General features: G+C 68.4%; 17 protein-coding genes. 10 read left to right on the forward strand and 7 right to left on the reverse strand.

Translation table 11 applies throughout. From position 1 onward, the window contains the following. Window positions 1–22: 22 nt before the first annotated feature. Window positions 23–1,012 (reverse strand): hypothetical protein, encoded by a 990-nt coding sequence (locus ACFQ6X_RS22710; RefSeq protein ID WP_383184111.1) that lies wholly within the window; start codon window positions 1,010–1,012, stop codon window positions 23–25. Between the two features lie 188 nt (window positions 1,013–1,200). On the opposite strand from ACFQ6X_RS22710, the gene ACFQ6X_RS22715 reads away from it, so the two are divergent. From ACFQ6X_RS22715 to ACFQ6X_RS22730, 4 genes are all read left to right on the forward strand, one after another. Continuing rightward, window positions 1,201–3,225, forward strand: a complete 2,025-nt coding sequence (locus tag ACFQ6X_RS22715; protein WP_383184113.1) for a hypothetical protein — start codon at window positions 1,201–1,203, stop codon at window positions 3,223–3,225. A 282-nt stretch (window positions 3,226–3,507) separates the two neighbouring features. Beyond that, window positions 3,508–5,841 carry a hypothetical protein gene (locus ACFQ6X_RS22720; protein WP_383184115.1) on the forward strand — a complete coding sequence of 778 codons (2,334 nt, stop codon included), beginning with the start codon at window positions 3,508–3,510 and terminating at the stop codon, window positions 5,839–5,841. Window positions 5,842–5,869: 28 nt separating this feature from the next. Beyond that, a complete protein-coding gene (locus tag ACFQ6X_RS22725; RefSeq protein WP_383184117.1) occupies window positions 5,870–8,152 on the forward strand; it encodes a hypothetical protein in 2,283 nt (760 codons plus the stop codon). 128 nt (window positions 8,153–8,280) lie between these two features. Beyond that, window positions 8,281–9,180 carry an RICIN domain-containing protein gene (locus tag ACFQ6X_RS22730; protein WP_383184119.1) on the forward strand — a complete coding sequence of 300 codons (900 nt, stop codon included), beginning with the start codon at window positions 8,281–8,283 and terminating at the stop codon, window positions 9,178–9,180. Here ACFQ6X_RS22730 and ACFQ6X_RS22735 read toward each other — a convergent pair. Both ACFQ6X_RS22735 and ACFQ6X_RS22740 read right to left on the reverse strand, forming a co-directional pair. Then, window positions 9,131–10,291, reverse strand: coding sequence for an NAD(P)/FAD-dependent oxidoreductase (locus tag ACFQ6X_RS22735; protein ID WP_383184121.1), 1,161 nt, complete (start codon window positions 10,289–10,291; stop codon window positions 9,131–9,133). The two genes, ACFQ6X_RS22730 and ACFQ6X_RS22735, sit on opposite strands and share 50 nt — an antisense overlap. Continuing rightward, window positions 10,288–13,659, reverse strand: a complete 3,372-nt coding sequence (locus ACFQ6X_RS22740) for a LodA/GoxA family CTQ-dependent oxidase (protein ID WP_383184123.1) — start codon at window positions 13,657–13,659, stop codon at window positions 10,288–10,290. Before ACFQ6X_RS22740 ends, ACFQ6X_RS22735 begins: the two co-directional genes overlap by 4 nt. Window positions 13,660–13,914: 255 nt before the next feature. Here ACFQ6X_RS22740 and ACFQ6X_RS22745 point away from each other — a divergent pair, with 255 nt between their 5' ends. Next, complete coding sequence (locus tag ACFQ6X_RS22745) at window positions 13,915–14,100, forward strand: hypothetical protein (RefSeq protein ID WP_383184125.1); 186 nt, start codon at window positions 13,915–13,917, stop codon at window positions 14,098–14,100. A 108-nt stretch (window positions 14,101–14,208) separates the two neighbouring features. On the opposite strand, the gene ACFQ6X_RS22750 is transcribed toward ACFQ6X_RS22745, so the two are convergent. Both ACFQ6X_RS22750 and ACFQ6X_RS22755 read right to left on the reverse strand, forming a co-directional pair. Continuing rightward, window positions 14,209–14,973: a peptidoglycan-binding protein gene (locus tag ACFQ6X_RS22750; protein WP_383184127.1), complete on the reverse strand. Its 765-nt coding sequence runs from the start codon at window positions 14,971–14,973 to the stop codon at window positions 14,209–14,211. Window positions 14,974–14,999: 26 nt separating this feature from the next. Beyond that, window positions 15,000–15,869 carry a peptidoglycan-binding protein gene (locus tag ACFQ6X_RS22755; RefSeq protein WP_383184130.1) on the reverse strand — a complete coding sequence of 290 codons (870 nt, stop codon included), beginning with the start codon at window positions 15,867–15,869 and terminating at the stop codon, window positions 15,000–15,002. Window positions 15,870–16,254: 385 nt separating this feature from the next. Between ACFQ6X_RS22755 and ACFQ6X_RS22760 the strand changes: the two genes are divergently transcribed. Beyond that, on the forward strand, window positions 16,255–16,878 hold the full coding sequence (locus ACFQ6X_RS22760; RefSeq protein WP_383184132.1) for a hypothetical protein: 624 nt from the start codon (window positions 16,255–16,257) through the stop codon (window positions 16,876–16,878). 58 nt (window positions 16,879–16,936) lie between these two features. Here the strand turns inward: ACFQ6X_RS22760 and ACFQ6X_RS22765 are convergent, their stop codons facing one another. Next, window positions 16,937–17,581 (reverse strand): DNA alkylation repair protein, encoded by a 645-nt coding sequence (locus ACFQ6X_RS22765; protein ID WP_383184218.1) that lies wholly within the window; start codon window positions 17,579–17,581, stop codon window positions 16,937–16,939. A 170-nt stretch (window positions 17,582–17,751) separates the two neighbouring features. Beyond that, window positions 17,752–17,961 carry a hypothetical protein gene (locus ACFQ6X_RS22770; RefSeq protein ID WP_383184134.1) on the reverse strand — a complete coding sequence of 70 codons (210 nt, stop codon included), beginning with the start codon at window positions 17,959–17,961 and terminating at the stop codon, window positions 17,752–17,754. Between the two features lie 22 nt (window positions 17,962–17,983). On the opposite strand from ACFQ6X_RS22770, the gene ACFQ6X_RS22775 reads away from it, so the two are divergent. The 4 genes from ACFQ6X_RS22775 (at window position 17,984) to ACFQ6X_RS22790 (ending at window position 22,713) form a co-directional block, all read left to right on the forward strand. Next, window positions 17,984–20,899, forward strand: coding sequence for a CHAT domain-containing protein (locus tag ACFQ6X_RS22775; RefSeq protein WP_383184136.1), 2,916 nt, complete (start codon window positions 17,984–17,986; stop codon window positions 20,897–20,899). Between the two features lie 13 nt (window positions 20,900–20,912). Next, on the forward strand, window positions 20,913–21,329 hold the full coding sequence (locus tag ACFQ6X_RS22780) for a hypothetical protein (protein ID WP_383184138.1): 417 nt from the start codon (window positions 20,913–20,915) through the stop codon (window positions 21,327–21,329). Next, on the forward strand, window positions 21,329–22,195 hold the full coding sequence (locus ACFQ6X_RS22785) for a hypothetical protein (protein WP_383184140.1): 867 nt from the start codon (window positions 21,329–21,331) through the stop codon (window positions 22,193–22,195). The genes ACFQ6X_RS22780 and ACFQ6X_RS22785 overlap by 1 nt, the downstream gene beginning before the upstream one ends. 158 nt (window positions 22,196–22,353) lie before the next feature. Beyond that, the gene (locus ACFQ6X_RS22790; RefSeq protein WP_383184142.1) at window positions 22,354–22,713 is read left to right on the forward strand and encodes a VOC family protein; all 360 of its coding nucleotides are present in this window, start codon (window positions 22,354–22,356) and stop codon (window positions 22,711–22,713) included. The last annotated feature ends 20 nt before the right edge of the window (window positions 22,714–22,733 follow it).

Consider the following 22,733-nt stretch of genomic DNA (forward strand, 5'->3'; position numbering starts at 1 on the left):
GCCGGGCTGCAACAGTCGATGACTAGACCCGGACGTGTGGGCTGGTGGAACGGACGGTGTGTTTGGGGACGGTGCTGCCGTCACCGGAGGTCTCCGACACATCGACGACGAGCTCGCCGTCGAGGTTGTCCTGAGCGCTGGCCACCCGCCAGGACGTCGACCAGGGCGGTGCGTTCAGGCTGATGCTGCGATGGTCGGGCAGGCCGTCGCCGGCCGGCTGGTACCACACCTCCAGCGCGACGACCGTCCCCTCGGCCCGTCCTGGTGCCTCGCACGTGACGGTGACCACGCCCAGTGCGGCGTCGTCGACGGTCCACCCGGAGACATCGGGACGTGTGGTGCGGGGGTAGGGCTTCCCGCTGTCGCCCCGTACGGCGATCTGGAGGCTTTCCGCCGCCGGCAGGCTGGCCGGGGCCGGGCTGTCCGAAGCCACGGTCACCGCCCAGGGGGCACCCGATTCGTCGGTGCCGGCGAGGTCGATCGCATGGACCGGAGGCTCTCCCACCGGAACGGTGATCCGCAGCGGCAGCGACGCCGGCGGCGCGGCCGACGGGGATTCGGCAGCATCCGGCTGTGTGGCCGTCAGGAATACATGCCTTTCGGTTGATGGGGCATCAGCCATCGCCCTGCCGACGTCGAGTTCGGCGAGCATCCGATCGGTTCCCAGCGTGGCGTCGAAGCGGACGAGGAGCCGGCCCCGGGAGCCCTGGAGCGCGTCCCGCGCGACGGGAAGCAGTTCCGGCGACAAAGGGCTGGTCAGTATCGTCGTGAACGGGGGGTAGCCCGATGAGGACGACGACGCCAGCTCGATCTCGTCGTCTCCCTCACCGAGGGCCACCAGCGTGACGCGATGGACCTGGACTTGGCCGACGGTGACGGTCACGGCCGACGCCGGAACCTGCAACTGATCGGCGGCCTGCGCCACTAGGGCGGCGGTCTCCTGCTTGTCCGGCCACCAGTGCGCACTGATCTGCAGAGACACGGAGCTGCCTGCGCCCACCAAGGTCGCCATGGGTACGCCCTGGGGCGAAACGTCCAGGGCGGGGCTGCCGGGGATGAGATGGACCGTCGGAGGGTCACGCCGATCAACGACAAGTCGAGGGGGAGAATCAGAGAACATTTTGCCCCTTATGGGTGATCATGCTCATAATTGAGTCTAGAGCGTGCTCCAGCCTCGTGCAGAGGAAGAAGTGGACGCCAGTGCTCCGACTCCCAGCCCTCACTGTTCGGCCGACATGGTCGCTCTTCGCCGACGACCAGTTCGACGAAGTCTTCTACGCGATCGCATCCGTCCCCCGGCTCAGCCGCGCCCCTGACGGTGCCGCCGTCCTGTCGATGCTCAAATACCGCTCCGGCCCCGACGGGCCGCGGGGCGGAATCATTGAATTGCAAACGGATTTGGCCCTGAGGCCCGAGGAGAGTGCCGAGGCGCTGTCAGCGGCCCGCACCCACCTCGGCGCTGTGTTCGCCGGCCGCGCCGCTCCCGAGCCCCGGCTGGCTCAGCCGCTCTGGCTCGACGGAACCGCCTCGCTGTCGATTCCCGATCCCGCGGCGGGGCCCGGTGGCGGCTCCGCCCGGACCCAGCCTTCACTGTCGGGCAACAATCCGGCGGCGTTCCAGGCCGCGCTGTCCATGGAGGGGGCCACGCTCCAGTGGGAGGTGCTGCGGTCCGGAAAGCCCTCGCTGCAGGCCGCCTACCGGATGCGGGCAATGGCGCGCATCCCTGACGGCCGCGTTCACGCGTACGCGCGCAGCGCGGACGTCACGGCGCTCTGGGCGAAGGCCGGTGCACTGCCGGACGTCCGGGGCGCGCTGGTCGAGGCGTCCGCAGCCGGTGTGGACCTGCTGGACTGGCCTCCGGACGGTGACCCCCGACTGCGTGACCACTTCATCGAGTGGGGATGGGCGTGGCTCTCACCCTGGCTGCCGCCGAACGGCACGCCACCGAGCTCCGACATCGACGCCGAATTCACCGGATCCGCCGGGCTGCCGTGGCCCTTCGAGATCGCGGGCAGCCTCGACGGACTCGACATGGCCAAGGACGAGGGATGCTTCCTGGCGGTCGATCTCTCCGATCCAATATTCAAACAACGGCGCCTGGTCACCCGGTGCAACGCGGACTTCAGCCAGGGCAGAATCGCGGCGGTCACCGCGAACGTCGAGTACGGGGAGCGGCGCCACACCGCGGTATTCACCGCCAACGAGGGCGCCGACAGCTTCGTCTTCCCTCTCGACCCGGCCCTGGGGCGCACGATCACGGTACGCCCGGTGGTGACCTTCGCCGCTTCCAGCAAAGTCATGCACCTTCCCGAGATACGTACCGACGACGAGTCCGTGCTGATGAGCGTCGACACCGACGGCTGGCTGAACATCGATCTCAGTACGGCGGCGCTGGACTGGGCGACGGTCCGTCATGTCGAGGCGGGGCTGCGCTACGAGGACAAGGAGCACGGGGTCGACCTGGTCGAGGACATCCTGAAGCTCGACGCCGCGCACCCGAACCAGCGATACGAGCGTGCGCTGTACGCACCGCAGGCCGGACCGTACGAGCTTCGGCTGTCCTACGACCTCGGTGACGGCCGGACCGTGGACCGTGACTGGACGCCGACCACGGACCGGACCGTCCTCATCCCGCCGCCGTTCGACGACTGGATGACGGTACGGCTGCGGGTGCCCGGCGCGTTCGAGGGCATCACCTCCTATCTCGTCGACCTCGAGGCCGACGATGCCGTCGGCCGGAAGACCGGCACCACCGTGCAGTTGACGCCGGAGAAGGACACGGCGGAATGGCGGGTCGGGACCGGTGACACGGGCGCCGGGACCTTCCGGTACCGGGTGACATCCGTCTTCGCCGACGGCCGTTCCGCAGTGGACCCCTGGAAGGAGGCCCAGGCCTCGCAGAGCCTCCACATCGGGCCGGCGCCTTCGGCGGTGCTGGACGTGACGGTGATGGCCGATCTCATCGACTTCTCCGTGGTCAAGCTGGTGAAGACCACTCTGAGCAACCGGGCATCCGGCGGGGAGGCGGACACGAAGGAGCTGATGTTCGCCCCCGGGCAGCCGACCAGTGGTTCGTGGCGTCTGCCGTTGTCGAAGGACGACGCCGGGGCGCACAGCGGCTACACCGTCACATCCACCTTCTACATGCGAAGCGGTGGCCATCGCACCACGCCCGAGACGCCCGGAGTCGATCCGGTGGTCGTTCTCCAGCTGCCGCCCGCGTGAACCGCACGTCGAGGGAGAAGGCGAGCCGAACCTGCCGAGCATACCGAACGAAAGCGTCGAACTCGGCATGAAAACTGATGAATTAGCCCTTACAGTGATTATGGCAACAAGGCGAGATCAGTGAACTTCGCCCGTACGTACGGGAAGAGGTGGACGCTTGTGCTGCGGCTTCCGGCGCTCATGGTCCTGGTCTGCCCCTGTCTGCTCGGACCACCTCGACACAGTTCCTGCTGACGATGTGCCAGCTGCCGCCCGCGTGAACCAGACGCCCTGGGAGACGCCATGCTGAACCTGCTGAACAAGTTCGTGGTTCCCGATGTGAGCCACGTGGACATCTATCAGGACGACGAGGACGCACTGCAGTTCTGGATGGTCCCCCAGCGTGTGCGTCCGTCGATGAGGCCCGACGGCGACCCCGAACTGTCGATCCTCGCCTTCGCCAGGGACCTGAGTCTCATGGCCGGGATCGACACCGCACTGCCGGTCGGCGAGACCGAGGGCGGGCTGCTGACCATGACCATCGAGTGCACCGTGGATCAGGAGGACCAGAAGAAGATCGTCGACTACCTGCGTGCCCAGGTGCTGTCAGGGGCGCTGAAACTCGTGCGGCCGGTGGCGGTCGACGGGAAGGTCACCACGGAGTGGCGTCAGCCGGTCGGGGGCGAGCCCAAGGTCGCCTATCCGACATGGATCGACGGAGAAGTCCAGTTCTGTCTGCCCTCGGCACTCGGTCCGACGTTCATCAAGCCGGGGGACAACAAGACCAAGCCGTCGCTGACGGGCTCGAACGTATCGAGCTTCACCATCGCCATGGGGCAGGAAGGCATCCGGCTGTTCCGCGAAACGATCAGCACGGGAAAGCTCCCCGCGCATGTGGCCTACTCCCTGCAGTTCGTCGCCCGCGTTCCCTCGATCACGGTCACGGTCACTGGGGACGCCAACAATGTCTTCAAGGAAATCAAGGAACACACTCCCATCGTCGAGTCCGTGAACGGCACTCCGGTCCGGACATTTCCCCAGGTGTCCAGTCTGAAGCAGCTCAAGGAGATCTCGGGAAGTCTCCATGTGGAGTACACCAAGTTCGACTTCGCGGCGGGCGACGACAAGTTCCGCGAACAACTGGAGAGTTTCGTACTCGAGGTCACGCAGACGTACCTCAAGAGCATCTTCTGCCAGCCCGTCATCAACGGTCAGCTGGACAAGGAGAAGCTGGGAACCGACCCGATGCAGAACTTCAAGCCGCCCGGCCCGCCCGCCCCGCCCGTCGCAGGCGGCAACCAGCTGTGGCTCAAGGAGTTCGAGCAGGGCGACGAACGAGACTTCGGCATGACGTTCAACGGAAGCATCGCCAGGCCGTTCGCCACGTACCCGAATTCGGCGTTGGTGGCCATGGTCACCCAGGCACAGCTCGAGAAGGCTTTCGTCACGGCGGACCTCAACACGCCGATCTTCCACACCCTCCAGGTGCCGGTACGTGTCACCGCGGACTTCGCGAACGACCCGATCGCGGGCATCCAGGTGACGCTGGACTACAACCAGACCGACGACAAGACCGGAGCGGTCAAGGCTTTCTCGCAGACGTACGACTTCGTCAAGGGCGACGAGAAGTTCTACTTCCGCACGACCCTCGCCAAGGACGCCCAGGGGGCGCCCAAGGACACCTTCAACTACTCCAGCCGCCTGCACTACAAGGCATCTCAGGAATCGACGGCGATTCCCCCGCAGCCCACACGCGAGAAGAGCCTCATCATCGGCTACGACCGCCTCGGGTGCGTCGACGTCAAGGTCGTGGCCGGCACCGTGCCCTGGGCGGCGGTGCAGTCGATCCAGGTCGATCTCAGCCTGCCGGGCGTGTCCCTGCCCTCGGCGAAGGAGACGCTCGTGCTCACCGAGGCGGCTCCGGAGGGTGCGTGGTTCAGCTACACCGGTGGGCAGGCCACCCACGAGTACGAGTACACCTGCGAGTTCCTGCTCAAGAACGGCAGCCGCCTCAAGGCGGGGCCCGAGCGCACCTCCTCGGCCCGGCTGCTGGTCGACGCACCGTTCGAGGACCGGATGTCGGCGACGTTCGTGCCGCAGGGTCTCTTCCCGCCGCTCCAGTCGATCGTGCTGTCCGCCAAGTACGCGGACGAGGCCTCCGCGCACCACACGGAGGCCACCCACGTCTTCGCCAACAACACCGAACCGTGGCGCTGGGAGGTCGACCTGCCCGATGGGAAGAAGCGTGAGTTCCAGTACAAGGCCGACATCACCTACGTCGACGGTACGACGACTCCAGGCCAGTGGCAGGTGGGCCAGGAGGGAACCGTGCTGGTCGGAGAGGTCAAGAGCTCGCTGATGGACGTGTCGGTCACAGCCGCGGCGCTGGACATGGCCAAGTGGAAGCTCGTCGTCGTCAAGCTGCGGTACGAGGACCCGGCCACACACGAAGTGCAGGACGAAGTCGTTCAGTTGACCGCCGCCAACGCGGGCCAGAACGCCTCCTGGAAGGTCGCGCTGAAGGACCCGAAGGCCGACACCTACACGTACGAGGTGGAGGGCTACGGCGTGGACGGGACACGCAAGACCGTGCCCGTCACATCCAGCAGGGACGAACTGCTCGTCGTCGAACTGTGACGGATCCGGGCGCAGAGGGAGCGGTGTCATGAATGACGAGGTCAACGTCTCGAATCTGCAGGCACTCCAGCTGGATCCAGGGCTGACGGACGCAGCCTCCGCGCCGAACACGACCGAGGCCGGTGACACCTTCCAGCCCGGTCTCCTGGGCGATGTGATCGCCCATCAGGCACAACTGCCCGCCGAACGGATCCCGGTCCTGCAATCCGCGCCGACAGAGTCCGGGGAGGTGCTCCGGAGCGCCGACGGCTCCGCCTTCTTCGTGCCCGTCGCGACCCTGCCCACCCGGTCGAAGAGATCCAAGACACCCGCGGTGTTCCTCGAAGCGGACGACACCGGCCAGTGGAGCCTGCTGGTCTGGATCGACCTGGTCCGGCCGGCCGGGGCACCGAAGGACGCGCAGCCACTGCCGGTGAGCGACATCACTGCGCTCCTCACCGCGACGGCGTCGGAGTCCACGGCCACCTTCTCGGTGACCGACCTGCCGCCGCCCGACGCCGGAGTGATGCGCCGCCTCGCACTTGCCGTTCCCGTGGACGCCGCCGTCATGGCGGACGCACTGCGCACCGACATGAACGCGGCCGTCGTCGTGAGCGGAACGGTCTACTACCGCGACCAGAGCGCCGTGGAGCTCACTCCCGAGGAGGAGGATGCACTGCAGGCCGAGGAGCAGGCACGCCGTGAGGAGATGGAGCGGTTCCGCGCGAGCGGAGGCTCCGACGAACAGGCCTATCGCATGGCTCAGCTGCAGAGCGAGCAGGCCCACGCCTCGATGTCGGAGCTGCTCGACGTGGGCAGTGCCTCGATGCTGCTGGGACCTGGCGGGGGAGGGGTCCCGGCCTTTCTGCCGGTGTCCGACAAGCCCAACCGGCCGATCTACTACCACTGGAACTTCAAGAGCGGTGCCGACACGCAGGAGGGCATGGACCCGGACAACGTGTGGGTCGACAGCGGAGCCGGCCTGTGGCAGGTGTCGCCGCTGCCCAACCAGTACTTCGTCCTCCCGCACGAGTACCGGCTGGCCTTCGACGTGGAGCGGGGCACCCCCGCCATGAGCGTGCTGCTCGTACGCGAGGCCGGAGCCGGCGAGACCGAAGGCCCGGCAGAGGCGTGGAAGGTGCGCGTGCGCTTCAAGCTGGTGCCCTGGCTGGAGCCGCAGGAGCTGGAGAAGCTGCGCACGACGATCACCGAGCTGGAGGGGGTCTCCTACCCGCAGCTCGTGATGGGCGGATACTCGGGCGCCACCTTCGACGAGTCGTCATGGCTGCGGGACCTGGGCGGCAAGGCCCTGAGCTCGGAAGGCGGAGCGACTCAGGTCGATGCCCGCGGCTTCGAGCTCGTACTCGACTGCTCGATGGAGTTCTACACGCTGCTTGCCAGGCTGCTCGCTCCGGCCACCGGGGCGGCGACCGGAGTCGAGGGGCGGGTGATGCTCGATCTGCGGACCTCGTCCGACGAGCAGGCGGCCCTGGCCCGCCGCGAAGTGCCGGTGAAGATACGCCTTGACCGCCCGGACGACGGGTTCCTCACGACGGAGCAGATCACTGCACCGTTCCCCGATCCCGCCACATGGCCGACGGGATGGACACCGCCGTTCTACGCGAAGGTCCGAAGTCCGTGCGCCGTTCAGGCCGATGTGGCCGGCGTGATGGCCGCACTTCTCGTAGTCGACCCGCTGACCGGTGTGCCTGTGGACCACGCTCGCGCGGCAGCCGCACCCACCGCGTTCTCGGTAGGTCTCCCCAGTGCGCCTCCCGTGCAGCCTCCGCCCGAATCGGCGCCGGCCGCCGCTGCGGGAGCCCCCGCCTTCCAGCCTCCGGCCAACCCGCAGGTGGGAAACGGCGAGGTGCTCGTGCGACTCACACAGACCGAGTCGACACCCGTCGATCCCCGCCTCGTGAGCTCCCTGGCCCTCGACTTCACCGGAGTGACCGTGCGCCTGGACCCCGCGGTGATGCTGGAGCGTGTCCACGAACTGGGCACCTCCACCGGGCTGGTGGCGAGAGTGGACGTCAGCAGCTACCAGCTCAAGCACCCGGAGAGCCTGCCCCCAGAACTCGCCGACGTGTTCGGCATCGACGTCGAGGTGAAGCGTGGAACCTCCGAGGCGGTGACCGTGAGCCTCAACCGCGACACACCCGAGGCGAGCATCGACATCCCCTTCGGATTCTCGGACCTGGTCGCGGACCTGCATCCGGACCAGCCCAAATTCGAGTACCGGCGGCGCAACGTCGCGACCAAGGGGACGGGAGAGTTCTCGCCCTGGGAGTCGGTCGTGGGGAAGAACCTGCATATCACCCCGGTCACCTGAGGGTCGGCCGACGATGAGGAAGGGCGAGGCGAATTGACCGGGTCCGTGACGAGTTCCATGCCAACCACCTCGCGCTCATGCGGCCGGACACCGGCATGACTGCAGCGTGATTCTCCAGGAGATGGGCCGTGACCAAGACATTCGTTCTGCTCATATCCGGCCTGATGGCAGGCGCTGTCGGCCTCGGCACCACACAGGGCGCAACGGCGCAGGCTCCACTCGATCCCGAGGCATGCGTCGAGGGATTCGTGTGGAGGGGAGCGACCCCCGGTGACCGCGTCTGCGTCCCGCCCGAAGTCCAGCAGCAGGCCGCCGAGGACAACAGTCAGGCGGAGGCCCGGCGCAACCCCGAAGGAGGCCCCTGGGGTCCCAACACGTGCCTTGAGGGATACGTGTGGCGGCTGGCGACTCCGGCGGACCTCATCTGCGTCACGGTCGAAGTCCGGAGCGCGACCGCGCAGGAGAACGCCGAGGCACCGAACCACTGGAAGGCCACAACCCGGTCGGACGGGTCCAACACGAATCCGTTCCTCCACCCCGGCCAGGCCTACACGGTCGCCGTCCGTCCGCCCGTTCCGTCCGGCCCCGCCGAGGGTGAGGCGCCGGACCTGGTGATCGACGCCGAGGGGCAGGTGCTGGAGACCGGTCAGGGGGCCGAGGTCGTGAAGGAGGCGGCCAAGGAGAGCCAGCAGTTCGAATTCCAGCGCTCCGGCGACAGCGTGGCCCTGGCGAACGCCTTCCAGATCAAGGACCGCGCGAGCGGCCTCTGCCTGACTGTGGCTGGAGCGGCCAAGGACAACGGGGCCAGAATCCTCATGGAGCCCTGCGAGGAGACGGACAATCAGATCTGGTACCTGGTCAGCCGAGGAGACACCTTCTGGGATCTGCGCGCACGCCACAGTGACAAGTGCCTGACCGCCCACAACCCGAAGCTGACGACGCCCCTGCCGGGCGCCTACCTGGAGCAGTGGGACTGTCTCAACGCCAAGAACCAGGCATGGCGTCTGCAACCCGTTCCTCCCCAGTGAGGCTCCGGCAGTCCGTACGCCGTGTCCAGAAGGGCGTGTCCCACCGGCGTCCGGCCCGGTAGCAGACCGTCCGTGCCCGAAGGAACTCGGCGTGCACCGCGGACGTGAGATCGGCGTAGCGGTCAAGGGCGTGTCCGTCGCCGTCGGCGAAGGCCGTGAGCGCGGAAGCCGCGGCAATGCCCGTCGCCAGGGCCGTGGTGATGCCGCGTGCGGCAATGGGGTCGGTTGCCGTTGCCGCGTCGCCGACGGCCACCCAGCCAGGGCCTGCGGCCGGTGATACACGTGACGTACCGGCACGAAGCACGGAGAGCCTCTGCGGTGGCCCCGTGCCGCGCACCGCCAGGCGCGCGCCCACGTGCTGGGTCGATGCGAGAGCATCCGACCAGCCGGCCGGCGTGCGCAGCCCCGCGCGTGCGACCAGATCGGGATCGGTGACGGCCATGGCGATGTGGTGTCCGGACGGCAGGGGCGCGGTGTACCACCAGCCGAAGGCGGTGGACTCGACGAGAGACACGCGTTCGGTGTCGCACGGCGCGGTGCCCCCCTGAGGGCCGGATCCGGGGAGCACGGCGGCCACGGCGACGAGGTGGTCGGTCGGCAGGACGCGGGCCCCGAGCCGGCGGGCGACGCGGGCTTCCGCCCCCGTGGCGTCGACCAGGAAGGGCGCGACGACTTCGGAGCCGGTTACCGTCACCCGCCACAGGTCCCCGGCGGGAACCACCGCGGTGACGCTGCCGCTGTGCAGGCTCACCCCCGCCTCCTGGGCGGCTTCCCGCATCGACCTGTCGAAGAGCGGCCGGTCGAGATGCCAGCCCGATCCGTAGGGGCCGCCGATGAAGTCCGATGCTGTGAGGGTGTCCTGTCCCCAGGCGGAGTGGTTGCCGTAGCACGGCCGGTGGCCGTGCGCCGTGACCCTGTCCAGGATGCCGAGGTGTTCCAGCAGAGGGCGTGCGGTGGGCGCCAGACTTTCCCCCACGTGCACCTGGGAAGGGCGATCCCTATGGACGAGGACGACATCGGCACCTGCGGTCGCCAGGGCAAGCGCAGCGGCCGAACCGGCCGGGCCCGCTCCGGCGACCAGTACGTCGGCGCCCTTGCGCCGCGACGTCAATGGATCGTGCCCATACCGTGAATGCGCAGCCTCAAGGGGCTGTCGAAATCGGTGACCGACTGCGTGGTGGACAGGCTCACCCTGCTGGTCGGTGCCGCAGTATCGGGCAGGGGACAACCGGCGTCGACCCAGTCTCCGACGATGTCCCTGACAGCCTTGGTGACGGGCAGATCGTTCGCCAGTCGCGAGTGGTCCGCCCTGGCAAAGAACTCGTCGATGAACTCCCGGCCTGCTGCGAGGCCGCCCTCGGCCCCGTCCGACGACGCGCGCGCGGTGGCGTTTGCCGGGTGAGCGACAGCGGCGAGCAGAGCCGAGGCGGGCTGGAGGGACCACCAGGCAACGGGCCTCTCGACGATCTGGTCCGGATTCCCCGGCTGCGGTCCCACAAGGGTGGCGTCGGCGGACAGGAAACCGTCCGGCCGTGCGCGCACCGCGTCGGCCAGCAGAACCATCGACTCGAGGGGGGAGTAGGTTCGCTCCTGCGCGGGTTCTTCGGCGAGTGAGCGGATCCATTCACGCCAGAGTTCGGTCTCCTCCTCGTCGAACACCTTGTACATCGGGCCGTCCCAGCCGAGCAGTCGGAAGAACCTGCTGTCGTCGGGATCGCCCCGGGTGATCCACTCGGATTCGCTCAATGCGGCCAGGAGCCCTTCCGGATCGGCGAACCAGTCGTTGAGGTAGCTGTCGGCGAGCTTCTTCCTCTCATGGTTGAGCGCGGCCCGCGGTGCCTTGTCCTGGATGATGCGGATCAGCCGTTCCTCCGCGGTGGGCGGCGCTTTCAGCCGGGCGACCAGTTCCTCGCCGAGGTTGCCGGTGATCTGGAAGGCGACGTAACCGTTCCAGATGCGCTCCCACTGTCGCTGCACCGCTTCGTCACCGCCGAGCGTGTGCAACTGGTCGAGCGAGTGCATCACGGCGTCGCGGGCGAGTGCGCCGTGGCCGTCGGCGGCGTTGTCGATGCCGATGTGCATGCGGAAGAACCGGGAGTCGATTCCGTGGTGCTCCAGCAGCTTCGCCGTGGGGAGGACACCCATGACTTCCCACTCCAGGAACAGCGTCATCCCGAGGAGTTCGGGGAAGAAGGTCTCGGGATGGGCGGAGATCGCCAGTTCGAACGCCGGCACCGTATAGGCGGAGTCGAGGATGTCGGTTCGTGCGGCGAATGCGTAGGAGTCGACGGGCGGAAGGTAGATCCCCAGTTGCTGGAGCAGGGTCTGGTACAGATTCGAGTGGTTGAGGGCGGGATTCCCGTCGCCGACCTCCTCCTTCCAGATCGAGAAGAGCAGGGCGTGCACGTCGTCGATGGGTTTGCCCTCGGTGACGTAGCGCAGCCAGACACCGTCGAGAAGGTTGAACGGTGCCATCTGTTTCAGTCGTTCGACGACCGAATCCCGGGTGCGGAAGACCGGCTCGATGTCCGGGTCGGCGGGATCGTACGCCTCGGCATCCTGCGCCAGGCCGGTGTAGATGAGGTCGAGCCGCTCCTCCAGGTTCTCCCGGGTGTATCGGAAGGGGCGCAGGGTCTGGGGCGCGGAGGGGCTGTGCTGCGCCGCGACGGCGGCTCTGAGAACGGTGTGCACGAACGCTCGTGAGGTCTTGACCTGCTCGGGGAAGCGGTCGGGGTGCTGGAGTGTGTAGAACCAGTCACGGTGGCTCAGGCCCACATGGTGGGACCGTTCCGATTCGACGAGCGCCCTGCTGCCGTCCGGGGACTGCCGGGCCACGACGAATCCCAGCCGGTTCCATTGCTCGACCATGTCGTTTGCGCCCGCGTGCTCGCGGATCCTCTTCCACGCATCGGCCACCCGCTTCTCGTACGCCGTGTCGCTCTCGCCCGCGCCGCGAGGCAGCTTGGGCTTGTGGACCACCTGCTGTCCCACTCCGCGGGCCCACGGGCGCCGGTAGGGGAACGGGCCGGTGACCGAAGCCCCTTGCTCGCCCGCGGACCGGATCAGCGCGTGGAAGTGGGACTCGGGATAGACGTCGTCAGGTCGTTGGGCCGGCCACCAGTGCGTATGGCATTCGTAGAAGTCGGCCTGCCACGGCAGGGCCATGTGTCTGGTCAGATCGCCGGCCATCAGATCCTGGCGAAGACGGAACGGGCCCGACCACGTATCCGGGCGCTGGGCGATGTAGGTCATTTCGATGCCGGGATAGAACGGGCCTCCTGTGCACGCCTCCAGAGCCGCGCGCACCAGGGCGTGGGGCTCCTGCGACAGGGTGGGTTCCAGGGGTTCCGGGGCCGAGCCGGTCCAGTCCGCGACGAAGTCACCCTCCGCCCAGCGCCTCATGCGCTCGTACTGCCCCGGCAGCAGTGACATCCACGTCTCGGGTCGGCCGTCCACCGGCTCTCCGTCGTCCCCCGCGAATTGCGGCATGTACTCCGAGGTCGCCTCGGCCACGTTCGCCCCCGGCTCGCGCAGCCTCCGGAAGATGGTGCTCCGCAGATCTGCGCTCTCCGGACCGTTCGACGCCAGTTGCCGCAGGAGCGCCGGATCGACGAAGTGGCCGGGCTCGCCTTCACCGTGACCCCGGAGCGCGGCCGCGTTGACCCATTGGTAGTCGCTGATACGGCGCAGGATCGGATGGATGTCCCAGGTGAACGAGACGTCCTCGGACTGCCTGGAAGCCTGGGTCTCGGCGACCACGTCGTAGAGGGTCACAAGGTTGACGGTGTGCGGGGAGAAGTCGGGTGGCGCGACGATGACCCACGCCGGCTGTACCTGGAGCGTCCGCCTGCCACCACGCAGTGTCACCCGGGCGGACACCGGACCGTCGGAGACGTCGTCGTACCAGAAGTCGTTGTTGGCGTAGTCGGTGATGGGATTGTCCGCCTCCGTCGTGCCGGAGTCACCGAATCCGCCGAGGACCAGCAGGCGGCCGTCGCCGTCCGTACGCAGTTCGCCAAGGGGCACCTGCTTGCCCAGAAAGGCACCGGTGTCGAATCGGCCGGCGCTGCCGTCCTGATCGGGGCCGCTCACGGTACGGGGACCGGGCCTGATGACCAGACGGGCGCGGGCATCGGGCTCGTCGACATCGATTGCCTGGTTGCGGCGCGTCCTGGGATCGCGGCTTTCGCCGTCGGAATTGCCCTGGTCCTGCTCATCGTGGTGGCGACCGAGGAACTTGAACCACTCTGCCTTGGAGTTGGCGAGTTCGGCCGTCCAGGAGATCTCTGCGTGCGCGGAGGTGAGCTCACCGACGACATCGCCGTCCGCGTCGTAGCCGTAGACGCGGAAACGCGCCGCCTGCCGCTTCACACGTCCGGCGGTGTCCTTGAAGCCTCCGTCGGGCTGCGCCGGAACTCCCGGGCGCTCGGGACCTACGAAGAACTCCGTCGGGCTGTTGCCGACGCGGGCGATGCCCACGGTCGGATGGATCTCGCATCGAACTACGTCGTCCAGATTCACACGGAGAAGTTCACCTGATGTCTCCGGATATGAGGGGAACGGCTGCCGCAGGACACGGATTGTCACCTGTGCGGGGCAGTGCAGGAACGATTGATCAAGCGAAATTCCAGGAAACCTTCGACGCGAATTCTTGAGTCATAGTGACTAAAATCAAGAGTTGTTGGGCCAGGAACTCTGAAAGTTGAAACACGACCGGCAGAAGGAGTGTCCCTGATGGCGAAGCCAAAGGAAGAACCCGGAGTCGACCCGAAGCAGGACCTGAAGGCGGCACAGAAGAGCGCTGAGGAGATGAAGAAGCGGCAGGAGGGACAAACGCCTGAGAAGGCTCCTACCGGCGACGAGCCGCCGGCAGAGGCCGTACCTCCGGAGCAGGACCCCCGGAGGTACGGAAGGGGCTGAGCTGGCTCCCCTGCGTGCGAAGGCGTTCCCCACGTGACGTCACGTGGGGAACGCCTTCGCTTGCGGGGACCCGTGAAACACAGGTCAGGGCCCGTCGGATGACACAGGTCAGGGCCCGTCGACCAGGTAACCCTGCGCCGTCAGGGCGGCTGCCAGCGCGGCGAGTGTCTCGGGCGTGTACTGCCCGTCCTGCGGCAGACCCTGATCACCTTGAAAGGCTTGCACCGCAGCCTGGGTGTTCGGCCCGTCCAGGCCGTCGATCGCCCCGGGGTCGTATCCGAGTACGGCCAGACCCTGCTGAACGCCCACCATCGTGGCCAGATGAATGACCGTCGGGCCGCCCGCCCCCAGGACCGGGGGCGATCCGTCCTGCATGAACGAGACGGGGGTGACGGTGTCCGAATTGGCCGAAGTCTGGAAGAAGTCGTACAGGTTGTCGACCCCCTGGTACGAGCCACCCGGTGCGCCGCCGACGATCTCGACCATCGCCATGTGGAGATGCGACGCGGTGCCGTCGAAACGGAGCACCGAACCGAGCACTTCGCCCCGGCCGACCGGGGTGCCGGTCGTCAGGTGGGGCGGTACGTCCTTGAGGTGGGTGTAGAAGCCGCCCATCATGTCGTTCGGAGATCGCATGAAGATCTGAGCCCCGTAGATCTTGGGCGTGTCCGTGGCGGGGTCATGGGGATGGAAGACGGTGAGATGGGCGTCGAAGGCGGCACGGACTTCCGCACCCTCCTGCGCACCCAGGTCCATCCCGTACTCGATGTACCACTCAGCCGGTGGCGCGTGCGTACCCACATGAGGGCCGCCGAGCCCACCGGTGAAACCCCCGGAGAAGGGACTGGACACATCGATGTCGAAGGCGGTCATGCCAGGTCCTCCCATCACCTTCGGGCTCACAGCACCGTGAAGCCCAGCTCTGCGAGCCGGGCGCCCAGAGCGCTCACGGTGTTCGGGTCGTTGAACGCCCCGTTCTGGTCGAGTCCGTTGTCGCCCTGGAAAGACATGACGGCGCCCTGTGTGTTGGGCCCGTCGTCACCGTCCTGAAGTCCGGGCTTGTAGCCCAGAACCAGTAGCGCGCCCTGCACGCCGAAGGCGTCGGAAAGATACAGGGCCATCTGCTCACCGGGCAGCCCTTGGTCCTCGACGATTCGGGCCAGCAGGAAATGGGACCGGTCAAGCATGTTCCGGATCCTGATGGTGCCGATATCCGGCGTGAAATGACACTCTTCTGCGGCGGCATTCCAGTCGCGTTCTGCCACCCACCCTTCGAAGAGAGGGAAATGGAAGTTGGGCCCCAGTGCCCAGCACATACTGAGGGTTGCCAATTGTGCGTTGGCCGACCAGGTGGAGAACTGGGCGAAGGGGGCGCGCGTGATGAGGAAGGACTCCATCTGGTCGAGCTTCGCGTATACGTGGCGGTCGATCTCGCTGTTGTCCAGTCGGAGACCGGTCAGTCCTTCGAACGCCCGATGTCCGTGGGGTGCCAGGTCGAGGCGGGCTTTGACTGCGTCCCATGCAGAGGCGACATCCTCTTGCGTGGCAGCGGGTCCGCCGCTTCCCACCTGCCACCCGAGCTCGTTGGCCGCGGCAAGTGAGGCCTCACGCTCCGCGTGGCTCGGAGGAGAGTTCTCCTGCACCGTTTCGTCGATCTTGTTGCCGATACCGGTGCTCACCCAGCCCTTCTGGTCCAGGTACATGAAGTCGACGCGTCCTTCGAGCGGGTCGTTGAACGCAATCCAATAGTCACGAACGCTCTGATGCATGGGACCTCGCTCATCCCGGTGCAGCGGGGGAATCGACCTCGAGGGGCAGATCCATGGACACTACGCATGCATAAGGGGAGGGATGCCTTTCGACAGGAAACGAAGGGGGTTTCGGTGAAACGCGGCCCGGCACCCTTGCGCCTTCGATACTTATCCCGATGTTTACGAGCCTAGGCCCTCGAATGGACTGTTGCGACCGGGGCGTGGGGCCCCGGTCATCGATCGCTACGAGGCAGCCTTGTCGCGACCGGACGGTTCGGCGTCTGCTGGTGAGGCGGGGGAGTGGGCGCGGTCAACCGTGCGGTCTTGCCATGCGGTTGCCGCACCTGGCTGTGCCGCATCCCCGGGACCGGGCTGTGTCAGTGGTTGGTGGCACCCTTGCAGGGTGCTGATCAAGGGATACGACTACGGCCCGCTGGTTGCGGGGGAGTCACTGCCTGCTCGACCGGGCTTCTGGTCGAACTACCTCTTGGCTATGTGTGTCGACGTACCAGGCGCTGAGAGTCCCGTTCCGGAGTGGTTCGGCGACGACGGCGCCGATGCCGATGCCCTGTCCGAGATCCTCCTCGATCCCGAACGCTGGCCGGTGTTCCGGCTGCCCTCGGCAGACGGTTCCGGAGTCGTGGTGGTCTACCGAAACATGGTCGGCGACTACGGCATCGACTACCTCCTCACTCACCCGGGGCGGAGCTCCGCACAGCAGATCGCCACCTGGGAAGGAGGGTTCTCGGGGGCCGGGCTCACCTGGAACGAGCTGGTCCGCATCGCTGACAACCCCGCTCCCGCGGCCGAAGGGGTCCAGGAGCCTTCCGCCCGACTCCTGCTGGGCCTTCCCCTTCTCCACGACATGCACTTCCCGGATTCGGCGCAGGCGCGGCTCAGTGCCGCCCTGACCGCGACGGGCGCCCCCCGAACCACCGCCCCGGACACAGCGGAGCTGCTGATCACGCATCTGAGGGGGAGAGCCCACCACGACCGCGCATGGGGCTCACCGCTCAGTGGCACCTGAGGGTGCCCCCCAGTCGCGGCGCGGGCTCAGCCCGGTCCCGCCCCAGGTTCGAACCGTCCTACCGCGCGTGCTGTCGGCGGACCAGCTCGGTGATCCAGACGGGCGCGAACGGCGACGTGCAGCCCGGGGACGTCGGGTAGTCCTTGAGCACTTCGAGACGCTCGCCGATGTCGATCGCACGGGCGCGGTGCTGGGGGTGCTCGATCCCGATCTGAGCCAGGCAGTGGTTCATCGCCCACTGCAGGCGATCCGGGGCGTCCTTCATCTCTGCCTCGATGATGTCGAGCAGTCCTGAGAGGTCGAGGCCCTCGGGCTTCTTCGCCACGCGTTCGGTGGTCAGTGCCCAGCCGGCACTCGCGACCACCGGATCCGGATCGGCGAACCAGGCCAGGCGCAGCTCTTCGGAACGGGGGTTCTTCTTCACCACGTAGTTCACGAGCCAGTCGTGCACCTTCGGCGTACGCGCTTCGCGCACCATGGCGTCCAGATCGTCGCGCTCGAACGCCTTCGGGCGGCAGATCAGAATCGCCAGCAGTCTCGCCGCGGTGTCACCCGTCTCCCAGAGCCCGCACGCGAGATCCTGCTGCGTCTTCAGCCGCTTCGCGAGGGCGCGCAGCTTGCTGAGGTTCACACCGTGATCGTCACCGTGCTTCTCATTCACCGCGCGCGCTTTCGGGTCCTCCAGCTCGGCCAGCTCGGCCATCACCTCGGCCACCGTCGTCCCGGCCACTTGAGCCTCCTGTCCGTTCTCGTGCGAGATTCAGCCTACGACGGGCGCCCGCCTCCCGTCGTACACGCCGGTCCGGGCGGCGGAAGCCGACGGGTACGTGATCACCCCGGCCCGACGCTGCTCCGCCGGCCTCCGCTGCGGTGTCACGACCGATGCGGAGGCCGGTCACCGCGCAGCGGTACGAAGTCCCGGCGCAGTCTCTGCTCCTCGTCCACCACGGGCGCGGCGTTGGTCGCCGGGGCGTGCTCGGCGAGCCAGTTCTCGATGAGCGTCCACGACTCACTGATCGGTGCGGTCGTGGCACGGCATCCTGCCGCCCGGTGCCGACAACTCCCCGGGAAACAAACGATCATGGCGAGGCGTATTCTCTGTGCGATGGCATGGGGGAAGCGGCGGATCGCGGTGTGGGCTCTGGCGGCGGTCGCCGCCACGGTGGGCGCACGCTGGGGGCACCAGGTGGCGCAGCACCGGCTCTTCCGGTTCGGCCCGCATGATCAGCCTGTCTACGACGTCGAGCACAACGCCGTCTACGACCCAGGTCTGGCCGCCTGGCGTGATCTCACCACGTACGAGCTGCACCGGTACACGCCCGACTCACCGCTGATGCCGTACGGGCTGCCCCTGTTGGGGGCCGGTTGCTTCGCGTTCTTCGTCTTCGCGGTGAGCTGGACCGTCACACACCGGCGACTGGTGGGGCACGCCTATCTCGCCTTCGTCCGGCAGCCGGTGGCGATGCCGCTCAAGTTCCTCGCTGTGCTGGGCATGTTGGGGCTTTCGGTCACGGTGCCCTTCCTGCCCGAGAGCGAGGACTTCGACGACCTCCTGTCGGACCGGACGACGGCGAACTTCCTCGGCGTCACCTTCGGCGTCCAGGTACTGGTGCCGGCCGTGCTGGCGTTCGTCCCGTGGTGGGCGGACCGGATGCTCGGACTGCTGGTCATCGCGATCCGCGCCGTGGCAGCCCGACCCGACCGCCACGCGGCCGGCCCCGGGAGGCAGGACGCCCTGCGCAGGGTCGTACAGCAGGCCGAACGGTTCCGGCTTTCCGGCACCCGCGACTTCGCCTCCATAGCCTGGTTCATGCGGACGGAGGCGCTGATCAACCTCCTGGCGGAGCGGGGGAACGACACGGCCGCGCTGGACGACCTGCTGAGGGACGGCCCCACCGCGTTCGGCGCTCCGCCCCGGCACTCGATCGACCGGCTCATCCTCGCCCTGGGATGGCCGGCGCTCGAAACGAACGTGGCACGGGCATTCGTCCTCCGCTACGAGTGGACCGGGGCAGTGGTCAACCTGGACCGTGCGATCGCCGTTCTCGACCGGCTCGCCGCGAAACCCCGCCCCTGGTTCTGGTTCACCTTCGCCCGATGGTCCTTCGTCTGTCTGAACCTGACCTGGGCGCTCAGACACCGCTACGAACTGCGCGGGGACCCCGCCGACCTGGACCGGGCGCTCGCCCTCGTACGGCGCGTGGGCCGCCGGTATCCGAACCGGGTGCACGGCCATGTCAGCGAGCTGGAGCTGCTCCTCTACCGCGCCACGGCGGACCCTGGGGCGCTGGCCGCCGCCATCCGGGCAGGCCGACGCGCCGCGCCCGACCCCGACACGGTCCGGGCGCTCCTCGAACGGTTCGCCCGCGACGGGGACCGACGGGACCTGGCCGAGGCCCAGGAGCTGGCCGCACGTCTCGTGGACGAGAAGGGGCCCGGTCACCCGTGGCATGCGGCGTGCCTGATGGTCCACGCCAGAGCGCTCTCCGCATCCGGCAGGAGCGACGCAGCCGCCGACTGCCTTCGAGAGGCGGCCGGCAGCACCTCCTCGCCGCTGCAGGCGCGGCTGGCCGCCGCCATGAACCTCGGTGAACTCGGCGCCGGAGGAGCCCTGGCCGTCGAGGGCTACGGGGCAGCGGTCGAACTCCTGCCCCAGCTGGCGTGGATCGGACTGCGCCGCGACGACCAGCGGTGGCTGCTCCGGCGTTGGCAGGGGGTGTCGACGGCAGCCGCCGCGGCCGCGATCGCCGTCGGCCGGGTGGAGTACGCGGTCGAGATCCTGGAACACGGGCGCGCCGTCATGTGGGGCCAACTCGCCCGGCTGCGGGACGGAGTCGAGGCGGTCCGCACCGCCGACCCCGCCCTGGCGCGACGCCTCGACGAGATCCGTGCCGAACTCGACGTGCCCGACGAGACCCGATGGCACCTCGACGAAGGCGGGGCCGACGTGGAGCGACGCATCCGCCTCGGCAGGGAGTGGAACGAACTCTCCGCACGCCTGGGACCGGCCGGGCGGCGGGACTACCACGAGCTCTCCGGAGCCGCCGCCAACGGGCCCGTCGTCGTGGTCAACGCGAGCCCGCTGCGGTGCGACGCGATAGTCCTGCTCGCGGACAGCGAACCCGTCCTCGTGCCGCTCGACAGGCTCGAATACGGCGAACTGGTCGCATGGGCCGAGCAGTCCGTCGACCCCGACGGTCGCCACCAGGCGTTACTCAACGTCGTATCCGCACGTCTCTGGGACGACCTGGCGGTTCCCGTGCTACGCGCCGTCACCCCCCACCTGCGGGCCGGGCGGCGCATCTGGTGGTGCCCGACCGGACCGCTGGCCGCCCTGCCCCTCCACGCGGCGGGCCACCACACCCGGCCCGGCGGCCCCGCCCTGCTCGACGAGGTCGTCTCCTCCTACACCCCCACCATCAGCGCACTGATCAGGTCGGCCGAGCGAGTGGTGGCGCCCCGCCGCAGACTCGTCGTAGCCGCGACCCGGACCCCCGACAAGCCCGACCTGCCGGCCGTGGAACAGGAGGCCGAGGAGTTCCTGCAGCGCTTCCCCGACGCGGTGCCGCTCAATCCCGCACGCGTCGCCGACGTCCTCGCGCAGCTGGGCGGCGCCCACTGGGTGCACTTCGCCTGCCACGCCGACGCCTCCGGGCTGGCCGTGTCCGACGGCGTCGTCTCGCTGGAGGAGCTGGCCGATCTCCGGCTGGACGACGCCGAGTTCTGCTACCTGTCCGCCTGCAGCACCGCCGCCCCGGACCCGCGCGCCTACGACGAGGCCGTCCACCTGGCCGCCCTGCTCCACCTCCAGTCGTTCGTCCACGTCGTGGGCACTCTGTGGGAGGTCGACAGCGACAAGGCCCTCCACGCGGCACGGGAGGTGTACCGGACCCTGACCGAGCACGGCGCACCTGACGGCGCACGTGCTGCCGAGGCCGTCCACAACGCCGCGCAGTCCCTGCGCCGCGCCGCCCCGCGCGACGTCGACGTCTGGTCTTCCCTGCTGCACATCGGACCGTAGAGGAGTGATTCGCATGCCCATCCGCGTGCGCCTGCCCTGGCAGCGACGCCCCCGTCGCAATGCCCCCGACGCCGAAGCCCCCCGACCCGCCGCCACCGAGGAACAGGCGGCCCTCGGGTGGCTGTGCGCCAACCTGCCCGACCTCAGACAGAAGGCCGACCGGTTCGGATGGCGGGCGGACCTCGACAGGGAGCTCGCCGAGGTCCGTGCGGGCAAGGCTGCCACCGACGCACTGAGCGAACTCCGGCTCCGTCGCGAGGGATCCCGCGCCTCCGGACTCCCGGCGGGTGAGACCTGGCAGGAGCGGCCCGTCATCGAAGGATTCCGGTGCCCGCACGGCCGCTGCCCCGCACGGGGGCGCAACGCCGACGCCACGGAACCGCGCTGCCATCTCGACGGGACCCCGATGCTCTCCGAGGACGGTGGCTGATGGACGGCATCCTCTCCGACCTCGGCAAACGCATAGCCGACCGCTGGTTCGCCTTCCTGATCCTGCCGGGCGTGCCCTTCGCCGCGACCGTGGTCGTCGCCTGGGCGATGGCACCCTCCGGAGCGGCCCACGCCCTCGACCTCGACGTCCTGGTCCGGCGCCTGGACGCGCTCGTCGGCACGGCCCGGAGCACCAAGGGTGTCGTTGTCGGCTGCCTGCTCTTCGCGGGAGTCGCCGTGACTGCCGTGCTCGTCAGGGAGACGAGCCTGGTCGTGAACCGGCTCTGGACAGGAAGGTCCGCCCTCCTGTGCCGCCTCATGGGCCCCGGTATCAGGCGCCGCCGCCGGCTCGCCCTGGACGCTGCCCGGCGCGGCGGCTACGCCTCGCCGGAACGCTACCTGCCCCACCGCGCCACCTGGATCGGCGACCGCTTCGCCCTCGTGGACGAGCGGGTGGCCGTCCAGTACGGCGTATCCCTCGCCAGGGTGTGGCCCCGCCTCTGGCAACTCCACAGCGACCGCACCCCCAAGGTCGTCTCCGCCGCGTGGGACGACTACGCCGCCGCGACCGTCCGCGTCGCCTGGGCCCTGCCCTACCTGGCCGTGTCCGTCCTCTGGTGGCCGGCCGCCCCGCTCGCCCTCGCCCTGGTGCTCCTCGGCTGGTCCCAGGGGCGCCGTGGCGCCGACGACTTCTGCGTCAGCTGCGAGGCCGCCATCGATGTCCAACTCCGGCGCCTGGCACACATCGTGGGTGTACCGCTGCCCCATCGGCGCGTGACAACGGCGGAAGGCCGGCAGATCGACGGCATCCTCGCCAAGGGCGCCTACCTGCCCCGAACCGAGGCGGGCGCCCCGCCTGCAGCCTGAACTGCCGGTGTCGCCCCGGCCGCCCGGCACGATGGTGGCGGCACCCCCGCGCGTTGGCGGCACGGGGGCTGTGGCGCGGTGGCAGGCTGCGGAGTGCGAGCACAGTGCGCCACTGGCTGTGCGCCACGGGACAAGCCAGCCGCCTTCGAGGAGCAATGATGGAAGCCACCCGCATCACAGTGAATCTTCGCGTGCCGGACATCGCGGCCGCCCGGGACTTCTACACCGGCTACCTCGGCCTGAGCGTCGAGGACTTCAACCTGGGCTGGGTCGCCCGCTACCGGTCGCCCCACGGAGGTGCGGAACTCCAGCTCCTCACCCGCGACGCCACCGCGCCCCAGGATCCCGTCGCCTCGGTCAGGGTCGGTGCGGCTGTCGACGACGCGTACGCCGAGGCGCGACGGCGCGGGTACGAGATCGTGCACCCGCTCACCGACGAACCGTGGGGGCTGCGCCGGTTCTTCGTCCGCGCACCCGACGGCAACATCCTGAACATCGCCGGACACGTGGACGCCTGACCGGCGACGAGCGGCGTTGA

It is taken from the genome of Streptomyces sp. NPDC056452 (genome assembly GCF_042796085.1).
Lineage (GTDB): Bacteria > Actinomycetota > Actinomycetes > Streptomycetales > Streptomycetaceae > Streptomyces.